This is a genomic window from Ruegeria sp. BH8, from assembly GCF_056538065.1.
Map to the genome: position 1 here is coordinate 144,001 of NZ_JBQFSP010000003.1, position 17,200 is coordinate 161,200.

At 57.8% G+C, this 17,200-nt stretch carries 19 protein-coding genes, 2 tRNA genes and 1 pseudogene; 6 read left to right on the plus strand and 16 right to left on the minus strand.

The annotated features are described in order from the left end of the window. Positions 1–46 precede the first annotated feature (46 nt). Positions 47–123: transfer RNA gene (locus ACR0AD_RS09340), tRNA-Arg, on the plus strand. 278 nt (positions 124–401) lie between these two features. Beyond that, positions 402–941, plus strand: a complete 540-nt coding sequence (locus ACR0AD_RS09345) for a helix-turn-helix domain-containing protein (protein WP_480487014.1) — start codon at positions 402–404, stop codon at positions 939–941. 216 nt (positions 942–1,157) lie between these two features. Here the strand turns inward: ACR0AD_RS09345 and ACR0AD_RS09350 are convergent, their stop codons facing one another. The 11 genes from ACR0AD_RS09350 to ACR0AD_RS09400 form a co-directional block, all read right to left on the minus strand. Further along, on the minus strand, positions 1,158–2,528 hold the full coding sequence (locus tag ACR0AD_RS09350) for a type II restriction endonuclease (RefSeq protein ID WP_480487016.1): 1,371 nt from the start codon (positions 2,526–2,528) through the stop codon (positions 1,158–1,160). Continuing rightward, positions 2,525–2,962, minus strand: a complete 438-nt coding sequence (locus tag ACR0AD_RS09355) for a very short patch repair endonuclease (protein WP_480482394.1) — start codon at positions 2,960–2,962, stop codon at positions 2,525–2,527. Before ACR0AD_RS09355 ends, ACR0AD_RS09350 begins: the two co-directional genes overlap by 4 nt. A gap of 31 nt (positions 2,963–2,993) precedes the next feature. After that, positions 2,994–4,220 (minus strand): DNA (cytosine-5-)-methyltransferase, encoded by a 1,227-nt coding sequence (dcm, locus tag ACR0AD_RS09360; RefSeq protein ID WP_480482392.1) that lies wholly within the window; start codon positions 4,218–4,220, stop codon positions 2,994–2,996. Between the two features lie 455 nt (positions 4,221–4,675). Next, the gene (locus ACR0AD_RS09365; protein ID WP_480482390.1) at positions 4,676–5,005 is read right to left on the minus strand and encodes a hypothetical protein; all 330 of its coding nucleotides are present in this window, start codon (positions 5,003–5,005) and stop codon (positions 4,676–4,678) included. After that, complete coding sequence (locus ACR0AD_RS09370) at positions 5,002–6,612, minus strand: phage minor head protein (RefSeq protein ID WP_480487018.1); 1,611 nt, start codon at positions 6,610–6,612, stop codon at positions 5,002–5,004. Before ACR0AD_RS09370 ends, ACR0AD_RS09365 begins: the two co-directional genes overlap by 4 nt. Positions 6,613–6,815: 203 nt before the next feature. Further along, on the minus strand, positions 6,816–7,013 hold the full coding sequence (locus ACR0AD_RS09375) for a hypothetical protein (RefSeq protein WP_480482386.1): 198 nt from the start codon (positions 7,011–7,013) through the stop codon (positions 6,816–6,818). A gap of 8 nt (positions 7,014–7,021) precedes the next feature. Next, on the minus strand, positions 7,022–7,618 hold the full coding sequence (locus ACR0AD_RS09380) for a metallophosphoesterase family protein (protein WP_480482384.1): 597 nt from the start codon (positions 7,616–7,618) through the stop codon (positions 7,022–7,024). 57 nt (positions 7,619–7,675) lie between these two features. Beyond that, positions 7,676–7,993, minus strand: a complete 318-nt coding sequence (locus tag ACR0AD_RS09385) for a hypothetical protein (protein WP_480482382.1) — start codon at positions 7,991–7,993, stop codon at positions 7,676–7,678. 176 nt (positions 7,994–8,169) lie between these two features. Continuing rightward, a complete protein-coding gene (locus tag ACR0AD_RS09390) occupies positions 8,170–8,328 on the minus strand; it encodes a hypothetical protein (protein WP_480482380.1) in 159 nt (52 codons plus the stop codon). Continuing rightward, entirely contained in the window at positions 8,325–8,738 is a 414-nt protein-coding gene (locus ACR0AD_RS09395) for a hypothetical protein (RefSeq protein WP_480482378.1), read from the minus strand. Before ACR0AD_RS09395 ends, ACR0AD_RS09390 begins: the two co-directional genes overlap by 4 nt. Beyond that, positions 8,726–9,007 carry a hypothetical protein gene (locus ACR0AD_RS09400; RefSeq protein WP_480487020.1) on the minus strand — a complete coding sequence of 94 codons (282 nt, stop codon included), beginning with the start codon at positions 9,005–9,007 and terminating at the stop codon, positions 8,726–8,728. The genes ACR0AD_RS09395 and ACR0AD_RS09400 overlap by 13 nt, the downstream gene beginning before the upstream one ends. An 82-nt stretch (positions 9,008–9,089) precedes the next feature. Between ACR0AD_RS09400 and ACR0AD_RS09405 the strand changes: the two genes are divergently transcribed. Continuing rightward, a complete protein-coding gene (locus ACR0AD_RS09405; RefSeq protein WP_456036516.1) occupies positions 9,090–9,314 on the plus strand; it encodes a helix-turn-helix domain-containing protein in 225 nt (74 codons plus the stop codon). Here ACR0AD_RS09405 and ACR0AD_RS09410 read toward each other — a convergent pair. Then, positions 9,311–9,955 (minus strand): helix-turn-helix domain-containing protein, encoded by a 645-nt coding sequence (locus ACR0AD_RS09410; RefSeq protein ID WP_480482374.1) that lies wholly within the window; start codon positions 9,953–9,955, stop codon positions 9,311–9,313. The genes ACR0AD_RS09405 and ACR0AD_RS09410 overlap by 4 nt on opposite strands. 907 nt (positions 9,956–10,862) lie before the next feature. On the opposite strand from ACR0AD_RS09410, the gene ACR0AD_RS09415 reads away from it, so the two are divergent. After that, entirely contained in the window at positions 10,863–11,453 is a 591-nt protein-coding gene (locus tag ACR0AD_RS09415) for a tyrosine-type recombinase/integrase (RefSeq protein ID WP_480482372.1), read from the plus strand. Between the two features lie 397 nt (positions 11,454–11,850). Here ACR0AD_RS09415 and arsJ read toward each other — a convergent pair whose 3' ends face one another. Genes arsJ through ACR0AD_RS09430 form a run of 3 tightly spaced genes read right to left on the minus strand, consistent with a single transcriptional unit; the run spans position 11,851 to position 14,941 of the window. Beyond that, the gene (gene arsJ, locus ACR0AD_RS09420; protein WP_480482370.1) at positions 11,851–13,116 is read right to left on the minus strand and encodes an organoarsenical effux MFS transporter ArsJ; all 1,266 of its coding nucleotides are present in this window, start codon (positions 13,114–13,116) and stop codon (positions 11,851–11,853) included. Beyond that, positions 13,113–14,111: an ArsJ-associated glyceraldehyde-3-phosphate dehydrogenase gene (locus tag ACR0AD_RS09425; protein WP_480487022.1), complete on the minus strand. Its 999-nt coding sequence runs from the start codon at positions 14,109–14,111 to the stop codon at positions 13,113–13,115. Before ACR0AD_RS09425 ends, arsJ begins: the two co-directional genes overlap by 4 nt. Then, complete coding sequence (locus tag ACR0AD_RS09430; RefSeq protein ID WP_480487024.1) at positions 14,108–14,941, minus strand: arsenate reductase/protein-tyrosine-phosphatase family protein; 834 nt, start codon at positions 14,939–14,941, stop codon at positions 14,108–14,110. Before ACR0AD_RS09430 ends, ACR0AD_RS09425 begins: the two co-directional genes overlap by 4 nt. A gap of 238 nt (positions 14,942–15,179) precedes the next feature. On the opposite strand from ACR0AD_RS09430, the gene ACR0AD_RS09435 reads away from it, so the two are divergent. Beyond that, a tRNA-Thr gene (locus tag ACR0AD_RS09435) sits at positions 15,180–15,255 on the plus strand. 54 nt (positions 15,256–15,309) lie between these two features. Next, a pseudogene (gene tnpA / locus ACR0AD_RS09440) lies at positions 15,310–15,740 on the plus strand (IS200/IS605 family transposase). A 57-nt stretch (positions 15,741–15,797) separates the two neighbouring features. Here the strand turns inward: tnpA and pncB are convergent. Further along, positions 15,798–17,090 carry a nicotinate phosphoribosyltransferase gene (gene pncB, locus ACR0AD_RS09445; RefSeq protein WP_480484546.1) on the minus strand — a complete coding sequence of 431 codons (1,293 nt, stop codon included), beginning with the start codon at positions 17,088–17,090 and terminating at the stop codon, positions 15,798–15,800. Positions 17,091–17,200: the final 110 nt, after the last annotated feature.

Genomic DNA, 17,200 nt, shown 5'->3' on the forward strand with positions numbered 1-17,200 from the left:
AAGGCGATGACAACCCGGAAAATCCCGGTTACAGAGAGCCTGGCACGGCCCCGTGGCTCAACTGGATAGAGCAGCCCCCTCCTAAGGGGCAGGTTGCAGGTTCGAATCCTGCCGGGGTCACCAAATTCTTATTTAAAATCAAATGACTGTCGGATTAACCTTGGAGCTTCATGCAGCAGTTTGCATGATTTTCCGGTCCATTTCGGACGGAATCCGGGCTTCGTCTGTACAAAACCTGTACAGATATCCGCTCTTCACGCTGCTGCGGCCAGGTGCAGCCCAAATGAAAACCCCGGCTCGGCGGCAACCGAAACCGGGGTCAAAGTGCATGTGAAAGTATCCGACTTTCCCGACGCTTATAGCATCACCAGAGAGATGCCGTCCAGAAAAGAGGTGCTGTCATGACGCAGCATCTTACGCATGGTGGCCTCCCGGAGGGCATGACGCGCTGGCAGTTCTTTGGATTGATCGAGAGAGCCCGGCGGCAGCTCGGACTCAGCAAGGGCGCAATCGCCTATCTGAAGGTCGCGATCTCCAACATAATGGATGAAGATTACGTTGCTGGCCGGATTTGCGGTTTCTGGATTTCGATAACGAAAACCGCATCGCAGGCCGGGCTTGACCGGCGGCAGGTCGCACGGATCGAGGCTAGTTTAATTGAGCGGGGCTTTCTGGCGAAATCAGCTTCCGATCACAGTCGCCGCGTAGGCTCCCGAAGAGATGGCAGGATCGGCCACGAATTCGGGATCAACCTCGCGCCCCTGATTGCGCGTGCCGCCGAGATTCAGGCGGCGGCTCGAATGGCGACCTTTGAAGAGGAGGAGGCCGAACGGCTGCGCGCCCGGATCAAAAAGCTGTTCGGAGACATTCGCAGGCTGTGCTTCGAGGGTGCAATAGCCGCGCTCAACCGCCAAGGGCCCTGTCAGTCTTCACATGTCTGACTATTCGCTTTATGAATTCACAGTGGGCGTTGGAAATTAAATAGTGGGTGGTGGGCCGTTCACTTGCCTTGAGATGCAACCTCGGAGGCCTTGGTGCCTAGTTTTGATCCTGGCCCGTCCTCCAGAGTGCCGTGCCCTTGGATGCCTACCGGCTCTCATGCGTTTGCAGCGATTGACGTCTTCCCGCCCTTCATGCCTAAACAACCGGCCATCGCACTACGCCCAAACCGCCAAGTTCGGCTGCACCACTTCATCGCAGAACCGCCGGAAGGTCAGCACATTCGCGTGCCCGGCATATTCGGTTTCTTTGGCGTCCATCAGGCTCTCGGGGATTACGAGCTGGACGCCGATGCCCGCCATGTCCTGAATGGCGTTGCCCGCGATATTCTCATCGACCGTGGTGAGATACAGCCTGCGTTCACCCTTCTCACGCTCGACCTGTTTCCAGCGTTCGCGCAGGGTGGTTTTGGCGCTCAGTATCAGGCCTGTCGCGGCGAGGACTTCACCGCTGCTGATGAAGGCCAGCGAGGGAAGAATGAAGTCGGGGCGCTTCTTCGCTTCGATGACCACCTGCTTTTCGAAGGGGATCTTCCCGCCGCTCAGCATCGCCTCGATATGGTGTTCATAGGAATAGCCCGCCCGTGATTTCCGCTGCTGGCTGGCAGACAGCATCAGCGCGTCAATCCGGGGCAGTTCATTGATCAGCTGCCGGATGATCTCTGCGACGGTCATGTCGCGTGGCTTGTCACCCAAGACGATGCGCACCAGCTCGACAGCCCGCTCGCGGCGCTGGAAGTCGCGGAACATATCCCACTCGATGCTGCGGCTGATTTCACGGAGCGCATCACCGGGGCGCTCGATGGCAAAAGGACTTAGGCAGTCCAGACCGTGGATTTCCAGGTAACGGGCGCGCGCCAGCCCGGCCAGTTCCAGGGGTTTAGGCATGGCCGCACGAGAGCGGCCGAATTCGACGATCGTACCGGCCTTCCAGGCCGCGATCAGCTCTTCCGCGAAGTCCAGAACGCGGTCTTGTTCCCGTGCCCGGATCACGGCGGGCTCAAACTCACCGATCAGAAAATCCGGCGTGATATCGAGATGCATCAGTAGCAGGTCGGCTTCATCGCTGGCGGAATCGATGGTCAGGCATTCATAGACGGTGTTTTCACCCTGCCGATACCGCCCCATCACGAGGAAAGAGGCTGGCGAAAGCTGCTCAAAGCACTCTTTCGGCAGGCGCGTCATATGCGTCTCAGGGCCCTTGCTCGTGTAATGCACAATCCGGGTGCGTTTGGCCTGCGCATCGCCCGAAGCCTGCGGCCAGAGCGTTTCGAACCAGGCCTCCCGGATCGGGGCCGCATCCGGGTCTTTGCGCGCCTTGACCTCCAGCGGCGGAAAGAACCCGCCCTCGCGCTGTTCCGCCGGGATATAGACCCCAGCCTGGTGCTTGTTGGCATAGCGCGCCCAGTCCCGGTCATTGTTCGAAAGCTTCTTGACCAGAACCCGTTCGGCCCGGCTCAGAAGGTCCGTCAGAAGCCCAGCCTGCCCGCCGCCTTCACCCTCAAAATCGAAAATACCTTGCTCGCTCAACTCAAATCGCCTGTTTTCGTGTTCAGGCCTTCAAGAGTCAGCCTTTGGTCACCAGAACATATCCATCGGGCCAGGGAGTCAATCACCACCTCCGGCGACAACCTGCCACGTCCCTTCAGCGCACATTCCCAGACAATCGCGATACGCCAGCCTGACGCGATCAGCATGTCGATATTCCGGGCGTCCCGCTCGATGTTGCCGGTGATCTTCGTGCGCCAGAACTCCTTCCGCGTTGCGGGCCATCGAAAGAGCGGGCAGTCGTGGCCATGCCAGAAGCAGCCATTCACAAAGATCAGGGCACGGTGCTTTGGCAGCACGATGTCCGGCTTACCCGGCAGTTTTCGATCATGGAGCCGATAACGAAAACCACGGGCATAAAGCCCGCGCCTAATCAGCATTTCAGGCTTGGTATCAGCGCCACGGATCGCCGCCATATTCCGGCTGCGGGTCTTGTTGTCGTGAACGTCAGCCAACTTTTTTGAGCGGTTCAGCTCTCGTCAGCGCGAGGATGTGCGGAGCCATCACCTTTGCCACCTCGGCAAAGACAGGCACCGCGACCGAGTTGCCGAACTGTTTGTAGGCCTGCGTATCCGAGACCGGGATCCGGAAGTCATCCGGGTAGCCCATCAGGCGCGCACATTCGCGTGGCGTCAGGCGGCGCGGGTTGTTGCCTTCACCCCGGCTGACCAAAATTTCAGAGCCGTCCTTGTAATAGCGGGCCGAAAGCGTACGCGAGATGCTGTCCCCGTCCACCATGCCAAAGCCGAAACCGTTTCCCTTGGCCTTATGCTTTGCGGCATAGCCTTGCAGATAGGCCCAGAGCTTGTCGGTCAGGGTGTATTTGTCGCTGACCACCGCATCCGACCCAACGGTGAAATGGCCCTCTGGCTGTTCCGTGCCATTCTCGGGATGCAGAATATGGCGCATCCGTTTGGTGCCGTAAGTCGGAAGTTGCACGTCATCAAAGCTGAACCCGGTCGCTTCACGGAAGCCGACCATCACAATCCGCTCGCGGTGCTGCGGCACGAAATGCCCGGCATCAATGATCCGGGTCTCCAGCGTGTAACCCAGCTCCTCAGTCAGCTTGCGGCGGATCACCTCGAAGGTCCGGCCCTTGTCGTGGCTTTTCAGGTTCTTGACGTTTTCCAGCATGAAACCCGCAGGGCGGTGATGCATCAGGATGCGCAGCACATCGAAGAAGAGCGTTCCCTGGGTTTCATCCTCAAAGCCATGCGCGCGGCCGAGGGCATTCTTTTTGGACACACCGGCGATCGAGAAGGGCTGGCAGGGAAAGCCCGCAACCAGAACGTCATGCCGGGGGATGTCTTCGGCGTCGACTTCCCGGATATCGCCCACCGGAAGCCGGTTGTCGGGAAAGTTCGCCATATAGGTCTGCTGGGCGTACTTGTCCCATTCAGAGGTGAAGATGCAGCGCCCGCCCGCACTCTCCATAGCCCGCCGCAGCCCGCCGATCCCGGCGAAGAGATCAATGAAGGTAAAGGTCTTTTCCGCATCGCCCGTATCGCGCCGCCGCTCGATCTCCATGTTCAGCAGGCGGATCACGCTTTCACGGGGGATTTCCTCACCGCGCTTCCAGCGATAGATGTGGCCTTCAGAATAGCCAAGCACGCGCGCGGCCTCTGGCACAGTGTATCCGGCCTGCGCCAGTAGAGTCGAAAAGTCAGCCTGCATGTGTCATCGCCCCTCTGGGAATTTTTCTGACACAATGTCTACATGAGTCACCTTAATCAAGAACAAACGACGAAATCAGGTGGCTTTGTTTGCGGACAGGCGAACTTGAGTGCTCCGCTTAAGCCCATACCCCTACGGGGCGGCAGTCGCTATCCCTGCCATGTGGGGGGCGATGTCAGGCAGGGCCGGTGTGTGCAACGGGAGCCGGAAAATCTACATGAGCGAGACGCCAAGGATCGAGCGATTGTGGGGTTTCTGGCGGGCGTCAGCGCTTGTCCCCAAAAGCATCATAGTGGCAGTTCAGTTGGCGGAAGCGCAGCTTCAAAGATCAGCCCAGCTAGAAGTGTTAGACGGCAGAAATGCAGACAAAGCCTCGTTTCTCTGCGATCGCACCAATGGCGGCTCAGGGTTGGCAGGGCAGAAACGTATGTTTTTTGACCAAGCTTCTCGGTGATTTAAGGCAGCTCGGCCCAAACCTTGTAGTCGAACAGGGCGCCGTCTTCTTTGGCAAACTGAACAGTTTCGCGAACATATGCGGCGGAACGTTGGGGATCGAAATGATTGAGCCAGTGTTCGGGGTCGTCGCCGATTGGGGCAGGCAAGATGCCGTAGCCGAAATTTCGCTTGACGGTCCCACCGGCTGCCTGTGCGACCTCCATTCTTGAAATGCCAAAGCCGCGCGTGGCAAGATATTCGTTGAAGTCCAGAAGCTCGGCTTCGGAAATCCATTCAGTGCCTGCCCCTGTTTGTGCCTGCTCTATCAGGTCTTCAAACCGTGTATTCATTGCTCCTCCAGAGGACGGATGATGTCGTCCGGTTGGTTCTCTTTGTGCCCAAGCGGCAGATTACGATTGCTTACAGCGAAGACGTTACCATCGGGGTCAAGAAGAACCCAATGGCCATCCTGGCCTGTCAACAGGGTCATATCCTGCCCTTTGTATCTGCCGCGCCCTTCAACGATACCACTCAGATCTGGACGAGGATTGGCGATGATCTCGTCAATTTGCTCAACATCGTGGCCTTTGAGGCCAATATATTCTCGCCCGCCCCCTTTGCCACCGTGGGGCAGAATTCTGTTGCCGCCAGGTGTCGTTGTGGCCCCAGGTCGGGCTTCGACAATATTCGGCCCCGCCCCTTCCGGGATCGGCGTTGAGACAATGTTGTCGGTCGGATCATCAGGAATTGGCGATCCGGTGTGGTTCGGCAGGCCAAGCTCTTCAATCGGATAGGTTTCAAGCCATTGCTCGACCCGTTCCGGAGTGAAGCCCGGCAGTTGCCCCAAGCGGCGTTCATCCTCCGCAAGCTCAGGAAAGACTTCGACCCAGCCTTGCGCCAGTTCCCCATCCTGAAGCCGCAGTTCACCGCGCGCGAACGCTGCCCCGGCGGCTGCGATGAAATCCTGCAAAGCGCGCTGTTTCGCGGGATCACCGCCAACGCCCGTATCAAGAATGGTGCCGGGATTTAGCAACTCATAAAGCGCTGCCGCTTCGGCCCCTATTCGTGCGAATTCGGGGGTCTTGGGCAGGACCGGATACTCGCCGGTGCTAATCCCTTCCTGCACGAGGGCATAGGCTGTCGCCGCCAGGCGACCTTCTACAGTTGTTACATCGACCCCCAGTCGCGCGCCAGCATCGTCCACGCGCCTATCACGCATGGCTTGCGTCCAGTTTTGCAGCGCATCAGACGCAAGAAGCGCCGCGCCGACGCCCGTCAGAGCGCGCAAGCCACGCATCGCCTCCGTCAGATCGAGAGCGGGGACACCATTTGCCATGGGTGCAAAGTCAGCGAGTACCACATTGCTCTGAACGCCCGGCAACACTGGCTCGGCATAGCACCTGCAATTGTGTGCCTCGCCGGGATGCCCGCCCTCCGGTGGATTGTTCCAGCGGAAAACGCGGTCGTCATAGGCCGCATGGCTGTCGCGCACCTTGGCATCATCTCGCGAGCGCCAGATGTATTGCTGAATCCCCAAGCTTTCCTGCCGAAGCCGATTTATTACTCCCGCAAAAGCCCGAACGAGACGTTCTTCCATGTCTGTGCGCAGTGGCCGCAACCGTTGCGGATGGTTTTGGTATTCGCCGAATATTCTCTCAAGGCGCGCGTCCCAGGCGTCGAGCGCTTCTGACTTTGCATCTGACACATCCCGCAATTCAGCTTCGGAGACAATTGGCACTGTGTCAGGCGGGGTCAGCGCGTTCAGAAGCATCCGAGTGTTTTCGGAGATCACCTGGTCGAGGCGTTCGCTGAAATCGGCCCGTAGAGCTGTGTAGTTAGGAAATGTCGACTTGAGCGATAATCCTACGCGGCGGCCAATCAGATGACCGTGTCGCTGCGCGATCTCGTACTTGCCGTCACCGCCGTGCCTTAAGAAGTGGCTGAAACTGTGTTGCATGGAATCTCCGAAAGCGTGCCGGAAATGTTCTATTCACAATTGGTAAAGAAAGCCCAAGACTACCGTTTGCAACTTTTTTGCGGAGAGCAACGCATCCTGCTTGAATTGGAGCCAGACATTCATGCACGACGCAGCATCCGACAAAATAGGCTCGAAGCGATCATGCGGCAGCGGGATAGCGCTATCGCCCTATCCTGACACTCTCAGACCTCCAGCACAAAGGCCGGATCGAACGACACCTCCTCACCTGGATATCCCCGCTGGTTCGTGACAAAGCGGATCGGTCCGTGGTCGCTTTCGAATGTCCGGCTCTCTCCCTCGTGGCTGTGCCCCCAAATCCATGTGTCGATGTCGAAGCCCCGGATCTCGTCCCAGAGGTCGCAGGCAAACCCGTTGTTCATCGCGCGCTTCACGTGGCCGCCGATGATGCGCACAGGGCGATCAGTTCGCGCAGCGGCAGGTGGTGGGTCATAACTACGGTCGGGCCATCATATGGGGCACGCAGGGCGGCGGGGATCGCAGCTTTGTCCTGCGCATGACGTTCCAGCATGTCGTCGATGGTAAAGCGGGTATCGGGCGCGGTGTGAATGGCATGGTAGTCCTGCATGTAGGCCGAGACCATGATCCGCGCGAGGTCGTCGAACTCTGGATAGAGTTGCAGATTCGTCCAGAGCGTCGCGCCGATGATACGGACGCCCGCGATTTCGGTCTCGGCCCCATGCAGAACGCGGACGTCGAGGCCTTCGGCGCGCAGTTCGGTAAGCTGGCGCTCCTCCTCGGTCAACAGTTCCGCCCAGACCGAGCCATAGGGTTCATGATTGCCCCAGATCACCACGACCGGGCAGCTATATTTGTGCGCGGCATACGCCGGAATCTCCAGATGCCGCCCTCGCGTGTGCGTATCGCCCGCTATCAGAATCCCGTCCAGCGGAGCGGACAGATCGGGCAGGTCGAAGCCGCCCCAGAATTCGTCAAGCAGGTCGCTCCAGACCAGAAACCGCGCCATACCGCGCCCTCATTTGATCGTGTGATAGTGCTATCGCCCTATATCTCCATCGCACGCCTATTGCAGATACACCCTGATTGCATCCAGCGCCTTAGCCGATCCGGCAAGGCTGAACCTGTGCGCCAGCCCGCCAAAGCCGACTTCGGCCCATTCCGCCGCGCGGATGTTTTCGACGAACAGCGCGGTCGCGCCCATGCCTGCGGCGGAATAGTTGTCGAACAGAATCTCGCCGCCGCGCGCCTCGAAGTCCAGCATCTCGCCGTTCGAGAAGGTGAGCTGCACCCGTTCCCGCGCTTCTGGAACTTGCCCGCCTGGCAGCACCTTCACGGCGCAGTTGTCAAAGGTGCAGGCCCCGTCCGGCCCCAGCTCGCTCACCTCGTCCGAGCGTATGAGCCAGATTTCATCCCCCGTCTGGCGGCGCGGGCTGACATCGCCCGTCGCATTGGTGAAGGTCCAGAATTCGGCCCCGCCTTCCAGTGATGCCTCGAAATATCAGCCCCCGGCCATGACAGGGCTGGCGAGCGCGATCAGCGCGGCGGTGAACAGCGTTTTCATTTCTTCAAATCCTCTGCCGGAATATCGACCCCCGCATCGGCCAGCGCGCGGGCGATGAGTTGGCTCATCGACAGGCCGCGTTTGATCACCTCCAGCCGCAGAGCCTTGTGGCCCTCGGCGCTGATGTAGAAAGAGGTGTGCTTCTGCTCGCTCATGCGGTGGCCTCGCGGTGCAGGGCAGCGAAGCTGCGCAGTGCCATGGTCAGGGCCTCAAAGCTTATTGCGTTATCGGTGAACACAGCGTTGCCCGCCGTGACGCGCAGACCATAGCCGCCGCGCGCACCCACGCGGATATCGAATTGCGCCCCCGTTTCCGGCGCGTGCAAACAGCGCGGGCTGTGCCAGAATTGCTCTTGATCGGCAGGAACCAGATCGGCCTCCAGCCCGAGCTGCGCATCGAGCAGGATATCCAGAACGAGGTCCAGCCCCCCTGCGGCGCGTTCCTGATCCTCAATCGTGGCGTTGGTCTGGGTCTGCGTAACCCAATGCGGCACGGTGAACTGGACAAGAAAGGCCTGCAAGCGGCGCTGCACGCCGTCCGGATCGTGAAGGTTCAGCGATACCATTTTTCGCGCCCCTCCGATGCGACAAAGATTCCGGCAGCGATGGCGAAAGGTATGGCGGCAAGCCCACCCAGCAGCATGAAGCCAATGACGTCGCCTGTGACAAGAAAGCCAAGCCCGACGAGGAGCGGCAGCAGGCCAATCGCCGCCACGATACCAGCCCGAACCTTCAGGTAGCGCCCAGTGAACCCCGCGCCCAGAACGCCCTTCTTTGCGCCGCAGGACGGGCAAACCCGTGCCTCTTCGTGGATCTCGGTCATACAGTGGGGCATTGGGGCATGGGTACTCTCCAACTCGTCGAATGTATGTTAAAACAGGTAGATTTAAAAGCGTCAAAGCACAATAGCATTGTGCATGAAAACGACGCCCAAGAGCCCCCTGCGAGACATCGTCGCGCGCAATATGCGCAAGCTGCGCGCCGAGCGTGGCTGGTCGCAGGAGTATCTGGCGAACGAGGCCGGGCTGAACCGAACCTATCTCAGCGCGGTCGAGCGCTCGGAACAGAACATCTCGATCGACAACCTGTATCGGGTGGCCGAGGGGTTCGGCGTTGAGGCTTGGACGCTGCTGAAGCCTTAGGTGTCGTCTCCAAGATCTTGATCAACAATGGCCTGCCAGGCAGCCATGTCCCGTTCATAACCGTGCGGTCGATCATCATCGCCGTAGTCGTCAGGATTAGGTGGTTGGGGGAGATTTTCCGGATGAAATTTGTACCTGGTAAGGACTTTAACTGATCCACGGATCATCTCGGGATCCACGCGGGGCCAGTCACCTGTATCAGCCATGACGGCATGTCGAGCAACTTTCATCCGGGTCTTCCAATCCATGGTTGGATACTCGCGATCCAGAAACTCAAGGATTTTCATGAGGTCGTCGATTGCACTCTCAATGATCTGTGGTGTCGGCTTGAGAGAACGTCCCATTAGGAGCATATCCAGATCGACGTCGATCATGGTTGCGAGCCTAGCAAGTGAGTCTGAAGGAACAGGCCGCGCGCCACTTTCATAGGTATAATATGTGCGCGGCGTGATCCCCATCAGATCAGCCATATCCTGTTTCTTTAGCTGTCGGTTGATTCGAAGGGTTCGCAAGTTTTCGTGCAGAGGCGACACAGGGGAATGATATGCCCGCCTGTAATCGAGCAAATCTTGCTTCATTCGCTCGCGTTTGGCCTGCTCTTCTTCTTCAGGTGTAGGCGGTTTCTGCGGAACAAACGGCATGGCACTCCTGATTTCGGAACATATGTTCCGAAAATGTAGAATATTTGTACTGTCGCGTGACTTCTTACCTATGGCCTGCAACTTCTTGCAAGAGTTTACGAAGATTGCAGGTGGAGAAATGTCGGAGCTTCTAACGCAGAGTCAGACACCAGAGGCGTGGAGCGTGAGCTTGCGCGAACACGGCGTGCATGTTTCGCCCCGGCTTATCCGGGAAAAGGCGCACAGGACCGGGAACTTCTACAATATCGGTCGTTTGATGTAGCTGACACCCGAGCACCTCGAAGCGCTGATCAAGTCGTCACAGAAAGCGATGGGCCAATAAAGATGAATGGTGCGCCCGGCTCCTCTTTCGGTTCGGAAATTCTGGCAACGGGCAAGACACCGGACCAGTGGGTCGAGGTGTTGGTCAGCCGTGGGATCCGGATTACCGAACGAACGGTTCGAGAGAAGGCAAATCGGCTGGGTGCACGATTCAAGATTGGAAATGCGTTGATTATCACCCCATCGCAACTCGACAGAATTTTGATGTAGAGCCAAGGATGCCGCTCGAACCCTACCAACGCGGATCGGTCTACTGGGTCAAGGGCTGGATCGAATACAACGGTCGACCGATCGCCGGTCCATATCGCAAAAGCACGCGAGCGACTACTGAGGCTGCGCAAGGGACTGGATAAGGGATGAAACGGAACTTCAGATCCGTAAGCATGTCATCGGCGAAGAACACACCTTGCGATTTGCTGACGCCGTTGAGATTTATCTCCCGTCGCCCCAAACGGCGAAGCAGCTCCTGCCGATACTGGAAGAAATCGGGGACTTGCCTCTCGGTGCGATCACGGGGGCGCTACTCAAGAGCCTTGGACCCAAACTGAAACCGAAGGCTTGCACAGATACTTGGTGGCGCGAGATCGTGACTCCGGCGCGCGCGGTCATCAACAACGCGCACGAATTCAAGGGGACGCCACTCCTGCGGGTTAAACGGTATGACAAGTTCGAGCGGATTGCCCAAGATCAGCGCAGGCAGAAAACCAGCCGAGTTGAGCGCATCCCGGCAACGCGCGAATGGATCGAGGCGTTTTGCGCGGCGGCCGATCCCTACAATGCCGCGATGGCGCGCTTCATGTTTGAGACGGCAGCGCGCATTGACCAGGCGATTTCAATTGAGCCGGACGATCTGAGACCCGAAACCTGCGAGGTTCGTATCAAGGCTCAGAAAGGCCATGCCGAAAGCTGGATTGCAGTTTCTCCCGAAATGATGGCTGAGCTTGAGGCCTTGCAGCCGAAGCGGCCCAAGAACCTGAAAACCGGACAGCTCCTGTCTCCCCGTGTTTTTGGTTACGGCAGCTCGACCGGCTCTAACAACCGCTGGAAGACGATCTGCAAGCGTGCGGGCATTCCATACCTTTCGGCGCACCCCGCCGGGAGGCATGGGTTTTTCACAGAACTGGTGGTCCGGCAGGGCGTTGACCCAGTGACAGCAGCCAGGGCAGGGCGGTGGTAAGATCCCAATCTGCCGATGCGTATCTATGCCCATGCAGAGACCGACGAAGCCGCCATCAGGGCGCGTTTTCGTACGAAGCCTGTACAAGCGGCAAAGCCAAAATCACTTAAGAAACGGAAAACAAAGAAGGAAATCAAAGATGAATAACTCCCTCCTAAGGGGCAGGTTGCAGGTACGAATCCTGCCGGGGTCACCAAAAATACAGGATAATATGTCGGATACCGGGATTCAGCGGCCAGCGGAGTCGTCATGGTTTACTGAACATTGCGAAGGCATATGCCGAAACATGTAAAATTCGCGCCATTCGATTTTCTATAACCTTGCGCAGCCCCGCCGATCAGATCGCTACCAATCATGGCGAGGGCGATTCAGTCAATGAGGTTTCGTTCAAAAACGGTCACGTCAGTGCGTCGGAGGTTTGGTCTGTCAGTTTGCATGAAGTCAGCGCAGCAAGGGCCAACATCACGGACGCGGTGCCGAGGACCATTGGCAATCCTCCGATCTGATAGGTCAGGCCGGACAGAACCGTGCCGATCAGCCGGCCTGTTGCATTTGCCATGTAATAAAATCCGACGTCCATTGTCACGCGTTCGGACCGGGTGAAGGCCAGGATCAGATAGGAATGCAGCGATGAATTCACCGCAAATATCGCTCCGAAGATCAGCAACCCAACCACAAGCGTTGTGGTCAGCCAGGTTTCAGGCCCATTTGACAGCGATACGGCGAATGTTAGAGCCGCAGGAACGCAGAAAAGGACAATCGCCCAATTACGTGCCGCGCGGATCAAATCGCCTTCGGTTCGATCCGCCGCACGAAGGATCTTTGGCGCGTAGGCCTGCACTGCGCCATAGAGGATGACCCACAGCGCCATGAATGTTCCGATCATGAAGAACGCGGAACGGTTGCCGTCGTCGGTGCCGTCCGACAGGGCGGCATAGAAATAGATCGGGATGCCGACCACGAACCAGACATCGCGGGCACCGAACAGAAAGACCCGCGCTGCGGATAGCCAGTTCACATTGGCGGATTTTGACAATATTTCCGAGAATTTCGCCCCTTTTCGCCCCTTCGGCAGGCCCGCTGGCATGAACAGAATAACTGCGAACAGGATCAGTGCCAGAACCGCCGCCATGGCCAGAATTGCCGTCATGAATCCCAACGTGGCCAGCATGGCCGCGCCCAACAGGAAACCCAGCCCTTTGACGGCGTTTTTTGATCCGGTCAGCACCGCGACCCACCGAAACAGCCCTCCGCCCTCGGCCGGGGCCAGTAATTTGACTGATGATTTCGACGACATCTTGGCCAGATCCTTGGCCACTCCGCTTGCCCCCTGCACCATCATCGCAAAGCTGACCGAGGCGGTAACGGTCCAGTGCGGATCAAGCTGCGTCATGGCAAGCAACGCCACCACCTGCAGCCCCAATCCTGCATAAAGGGTGGACGTCAACCCGAACCGGGCGGCAATCCAGCCTGCGGCCAGGTTGGTGACGATCCCAGCAATCTCGTAAAGCACAAACAGATAGGCCAGCTGAACCGGTGAGAATCCCATGGTGTGAAAGTGCAGCAGCACCAACATCCTGAGCGCCCCGTCAGTCAGCATGAAGGCCCAATAAGCCGCCGTGACCGCGACATAAGCCGACAGTCCTTCGGGCCGCTGGGTCACAGCGAGGACCCGACCATCAGCGCCACATCCACCAAGCGGTGCGCATAGCCCATCTCATTGTCGTACCACGCATAGATTTTCACCTGTGTCCCGTTTATCACCATGGTCGAGGGCGCATCGACGATCGAGGAGCGTTTGTCATTGGTGTAATCGGTGGATACCAGTGGGCGGGTCTCATAACCCAGAATACCCTTCAGATCACCCTCAGCCGCCGCTTTGAAGAGGGCGTTGACCTCGTCAACCGTGGTGGCCCGCTCAACTTCGAATACGCAATCGGTCAGCGAGGCGTTCAAAAGCGGCACCCTGACGGCGTGACCATTCAGACGCCCCTTGAGTTCGGGATAGATCAGCGTGATGGCGGTGGCCGAACCGGTGGTCGTCGGGATCAGTGAGTTGAGGGCCGACCGTGCGCGCCGCAAGTCTTTTGCGGGCCGATCAACAATCGTTTGCGTGTTGGTCACGTCATGGATCGTGGTCATCGACCCGTGGCGGATTCCCAGATTCTCGTGGATCACCTTGACCACCGGCGCCAGGCAATTCGTTGTGCACGAGGCCGCTGTCACAATTTTATGAGTCGCGGGGTCGTATGTGCCGTCATTCACACCGACAACGATATTGGCCGTCGGGCCGTCTTTGACCGGGGCCGAGACGACGACCTTCTTCACCCCGGCATCAAAATACGGGGCCAGCTTGGCCTCGGTCTTGAACACGCCCGTACAGTCGATCACGACGTCGACGCCATCCAGCGGTAGGGTGTTCTGGTCTTTCGTGCCGATGAACGGCAGGCGGGTTCCATTCACAGTGATGCTGTCGGCATCAAAGCTGAATTCTGCATCCCATCGCCCATGCACGGTGTCGAACTCTAACAGATGCGCGTGCATCTGGGGGTCGCCGACGGCATCGTTGATCCAGGCAATCTTTGCCCCCTGTTCCAAGAGTGGCTTCAGGGCCAGTTTCCCCATTCGGCCAAGGCCGTTCAAAGCATAAGTCGTCATGTCGCATCCTCAAGTGGCGACCGCGCGATTTCATCAACGGCGGATTGCAGTGCGATCCGGTCCAGGCTTTCAACCGGCAGCGATGTAAAGGCTTGAATCCGACGCTTCAGCGCGCCGTACGCGTTTTGAAAGGCCAGGCTTTTCTCGGCATCGGTGCCTTCTGCCTTGACTGGATCCGCCATGCCCCAGTGACCGCTGATCGGCTGGCCTTCCCAGGCGGGGCATTCTTCGTTCGCAGCTTGATTGCAGACCGTAAAGACGAAATCCATTTCAGGCGCGCCCGACCCCGAGAACTCGGATACATTCTTTGAGCGGAGCGCCGAAGTATCGTGCCCCTTGTCTTGCAGAACCCGAATTGCAAACGGGTTGAGTTCGGAAAACGGTCGTATGCCGGCCGAATACACATTGAACCGATCCCCGCCGATATCCCGCAAAAGGGATTCGGCAAAGATCGACCGGGCAGAATTACCCACGCAAATGAATAACACGTTGAATTTTCGGTCAGCCATGGTTTCACGTCCTTTGGCTAAGGGCATGCAAAGATCGGGTCGGCCACGGCAGCAAGCCACGAGCAGGAAATCGAACATGTGCTGCACGTTCTTCATTTCAACCGAATAGAGCAGTGACGTCCCGGAGCGTTCCTGCTTGACCAGCCCGGATCGCTGCAACGCGTTGAGATAGTTCGACAAGGTGCTGGGTTTGATCCCCAGTTCCGACGCCAGTTCCCCCGCCGAAACAGTGTCGGGATACCGTCGCATCAACATGCGAAACACGGTGATACGTTGTGGGTGGCCAAGGATGGCCAGTTGATCGATTACTTCTGTTATCATATTTCATGAATTATGGAATTATAGGTATGAAGTCAAAACGACTTTTGCGTCGTTACAAAAATTTCACAAACTGGAAGCTCGCCCCAATGGATTGATCATTGGCCCAATACCTCGACGACAACATCTGGTGAAAAGAGCGGAAAGGCCCGAACGGACACAACTGGTCTTGCAGGCTTCAGGCTGACAGTTTAAATGAGCCATCTCATCCGGAAGAGACCAGTTTCGGATGACTCAAGGCGCCGCTGTAGCTCAGCTGGTAGAGCACGTCATTCGTAATGATGGGGTCGGGGGTTCGAGTCCCTTCAGCGGCACCACAAGTTTCAGTATCCACGCTTTGACGCAAACCCTTCGACTTCCGGTCGGGCCCGATTCAGTGCGGAGAATCGTGTTATGATATTGGCAAGCACTGCGTTTTCTATCACCGTACCATATCGTCTGGTCGACCAAGTATCGCTATTAGGTGCTGACCGGTGCGGTGCGCCTGCGGGTGCGCGCCATCGTCCGTCAGGTCTGCCACGAGAACGAGGTCGACATCTTGCGCGGGGTGTTGTTGAGCGATCCCGTGCATTTGTTCGTGTCGGTGCCGCCGAAGATTGCCATCTCGGGTCTGGTGCGCAAGATGAAGGGCCGTTCGTCTCACAAGGTGCAACGGGAAATTCCCGCGCTGCGCAGCCGCTACTGTGGACGCCGGTTCTGGGGCTGGGGGTATTTCTCAACCACCGACGGCGCCATCACCGAGAACATCGTGCTGCAATACCTCGAAAACCATATCGCCGATCCTGCCGACGCCAATCTGTAGTCGTTTAGTCCCGGCATCATATGAATTGAGGATAAGTGTTTGATATTGTGCCTTGGCTTAGACAATCACCTCGATCGCCTCCTGAGCGCCAACGCCAAACACCCGCTTATAGCGTTCGATCTGGTCCTTCGGGCCCATCGCCTTTTCCGGGTTGTCCGACAGCTTTACCGTCGGGCGTCCATTGGCGGATACGGCTTTGCAGACCAATGAGAACGGTGCCAGCGAGTCATTTGGAACCAGACCGCGGAAATCGTTGGTCAGCAAGGTACCCCAGCCAAAGGATACTTTGGTGCGGTCAGCAAACTGCGCATGCAATTCCTGGATTTTGTCCACATCCAACCCGTCCGAGAAAATGATCCGTTTCTGGGTCGGGTCTTCACCGCGCGCTTTCCACCAGTCGATGGCCACCTCGGCGGCGGTGGCCGGATCACCGCTGTCGATGCGAATACCGGTCCAGCCCGCCAGCCAGTCGGGTGCGTTGTCCAGAAAGCCCTTGGTGCCGTAGGTATCGGGCAGAATGATGCGCAGATTGCCGTCATGTTCGTCATGCCAATCGCTGAGAACGTCATAAGGGGCCTGTGCCAGTTCGGCATCGGTGTCGGCCAGCGCGGAATAGACCATCGGCAGCTCATGCGCGTTGGTGCCGATGGCCTCAACCTCACGCCGCATCGCGATCAGGCAGTTTGAGGTTCCGGTAAACGCGGGGCCAAGCCCTTCGATCATCGCCTGCACGCACCAATCCTGCCACAGGAAGGAATGCCGTCGCCGCGTGCCGAAATCGGCAATCCCCAGACCGTTGATCGTGCTCAGCTTTTCGATCTTTTCCCATACGCGGGTCATCGCGCGGGCATATAGCACCTGTAGCGCAAACCGGCGCATGTCGTTCAACACCGCGCGCGAGCGCAGTTCCATCAGCACCGCCAGCGCCGGAATTTCCCACAACATGACCTCGTGCCATTTGCCTTCGAAGGTCAGTTCATACTGATCGCCTTTGCGTTCAAGGTGGTAGGGCGGCAGGCGCATATTCTCGAACCATTCCATGAAATCGGAACGGAACATCTGGCGTTTTCCATAGAACATGTTGCCCCGCAGCCAGGTGCTTTCCCCCCGGCTGAGACTAAGCGAGCGGATATGATCCAGCTGTTCCCGCAGCTCACCTTCGTCGATCAAACGGGCCAAAGGCACGTGATTCGACCGGTTGATCAGGGAAAACACCACATTTGTTTGGGGCTTGTTTCGAAACACTGACTGGCACATCAGCAGTTTGTAGAAGTCTGTGTCGATTAAAGACCGGACAATCGGGTCAATCTTCCATTTATGATTGTAGACGCGGGTCGCGATGTCGACCATGGGGAACTCCTGCGATTTCCGTAGTTAGATCAATCGACAACGGGAATGGCAAGAGTCGCTGATTTGGTGACAATGCCAGCATGACGTCACAATACGGGCATATTGTGCAT

What these genes read in the sequence shown, in the direction of transcription:
- ACR0AD_RS09355 (WP_480482394.1), bottom strand. Translation starts at nt 2,962, where the DNA reads ATGGCGGCGATCCGTGGCGCTGATACCAAGCCTGAAATGCTGATTAGG.
- ACR0AD_RS09410 (WP_480482374.1), bottom strand. Translation starts at nt 9,955, where the DNA reads ATGCCGTTTGTTCCGCAGAAACCGCCTACACCTGAAGAAGAAGAGCAG.
- ACR0AD_RS09390 (WP_480482380.1), bottom strand. Translation starts at nt 8,328, where the DNA reads ATGAGCGAGCAGAAGCACACCTCTTTCTACATCAGCGCCGAGGGCCAC.
- ACR0AD_RS09380 (WP_480482384.1), bottom strand. Translation starts at nt 7,618, where the DNA reads ATGGCGCGGTTTCTGGTCTGGAGCGACCTGCTTGACGAATTCTGGGGC.
- ACR0AD_RS09430 (WP_480487024.1), bottom strand. Translation starts at nt 14,941, where the DNA reads ATGATAACAGAAGTAATCGATCAACTGGCCATCCTTGGCCACCCACAA.
- ACR0AD_RS09375 (WP_480482386.1), bottom strand. Translation starts at nt 7,013, where the DNA reads ATGAACAACGGGTTTGCCTGCGACCTCTGGGACGAGATCCGGGGCTTC.
- ACR0AD_RS09370 (WP_480487018.1), bottom strand. Translation starts at nt 6,612, where the DNA reads ATGCAACACAGTTTCAGCCACTTCTTAAGGCACGGCGGTGACGGCAAG.
- ACR0AD_RS09400 (WP_480487020.1), bottom strand. Translation starts at nt 9,007, where the DNA reads ATGCCCCACTGTATGACCGAGATCCACGAAGAGGCACGGGTTTGCCCG.
- ACR0AD_RS09425 (WP_480487022.1), bottom strand. Translation starts at nt 14,111, where the DNA reads ATGACGACTTATGCTTTGAACGGCCTTGGCCGAATGGGGAAACTGGCC.
- ACR0AD_RS09395 (WP_480482378.1), bottom strand. Translation starts at nt 8,738, where the DNA reads ATGGTATCGCTGAACCTTCACGATCCGGACGGCGTGCAGCGCCGCTTG.
- ACR0AD_RS09405 (WP_456036516.1), top strand. Translation starts at nt 9,090, where the DNA reads ATGAAAACGACGCCCAAGAGCCCCCTGCGAGACATCGTCGCGCGCAAT.
- ACR0AD_RS09345 (WP_480487014.1), top strand. Translation starts at nt 402, where the DNA reads ATGACGCAGCATCTTACGCATGGTGGCCTCCCGGAGGGCATGACGCGC.
- dcm (WP_480482392.1), bottom strand. Translation starts at nt 4,220, where the DNA reads ATGCAGGCTGACTTTTCGACTCTACTGGCGCAGGCCGGATACACTGTG.
- ACR0AD_RS09365 (WP_480482390.1), bottom strand. Translation starts at nt 5,005, where the DNA reads ATGAATACACGGTTTGAAGACCTGATAGAGCAGGCACAAACAGGGGCA.
- pncB (WP_480484546.1), bottom strand. Translation starts at nt 17,090, where the DNA reads ATGGTCGACATCGCGACCCGCGTCTACAATCATAAATGGAAGATTGAC.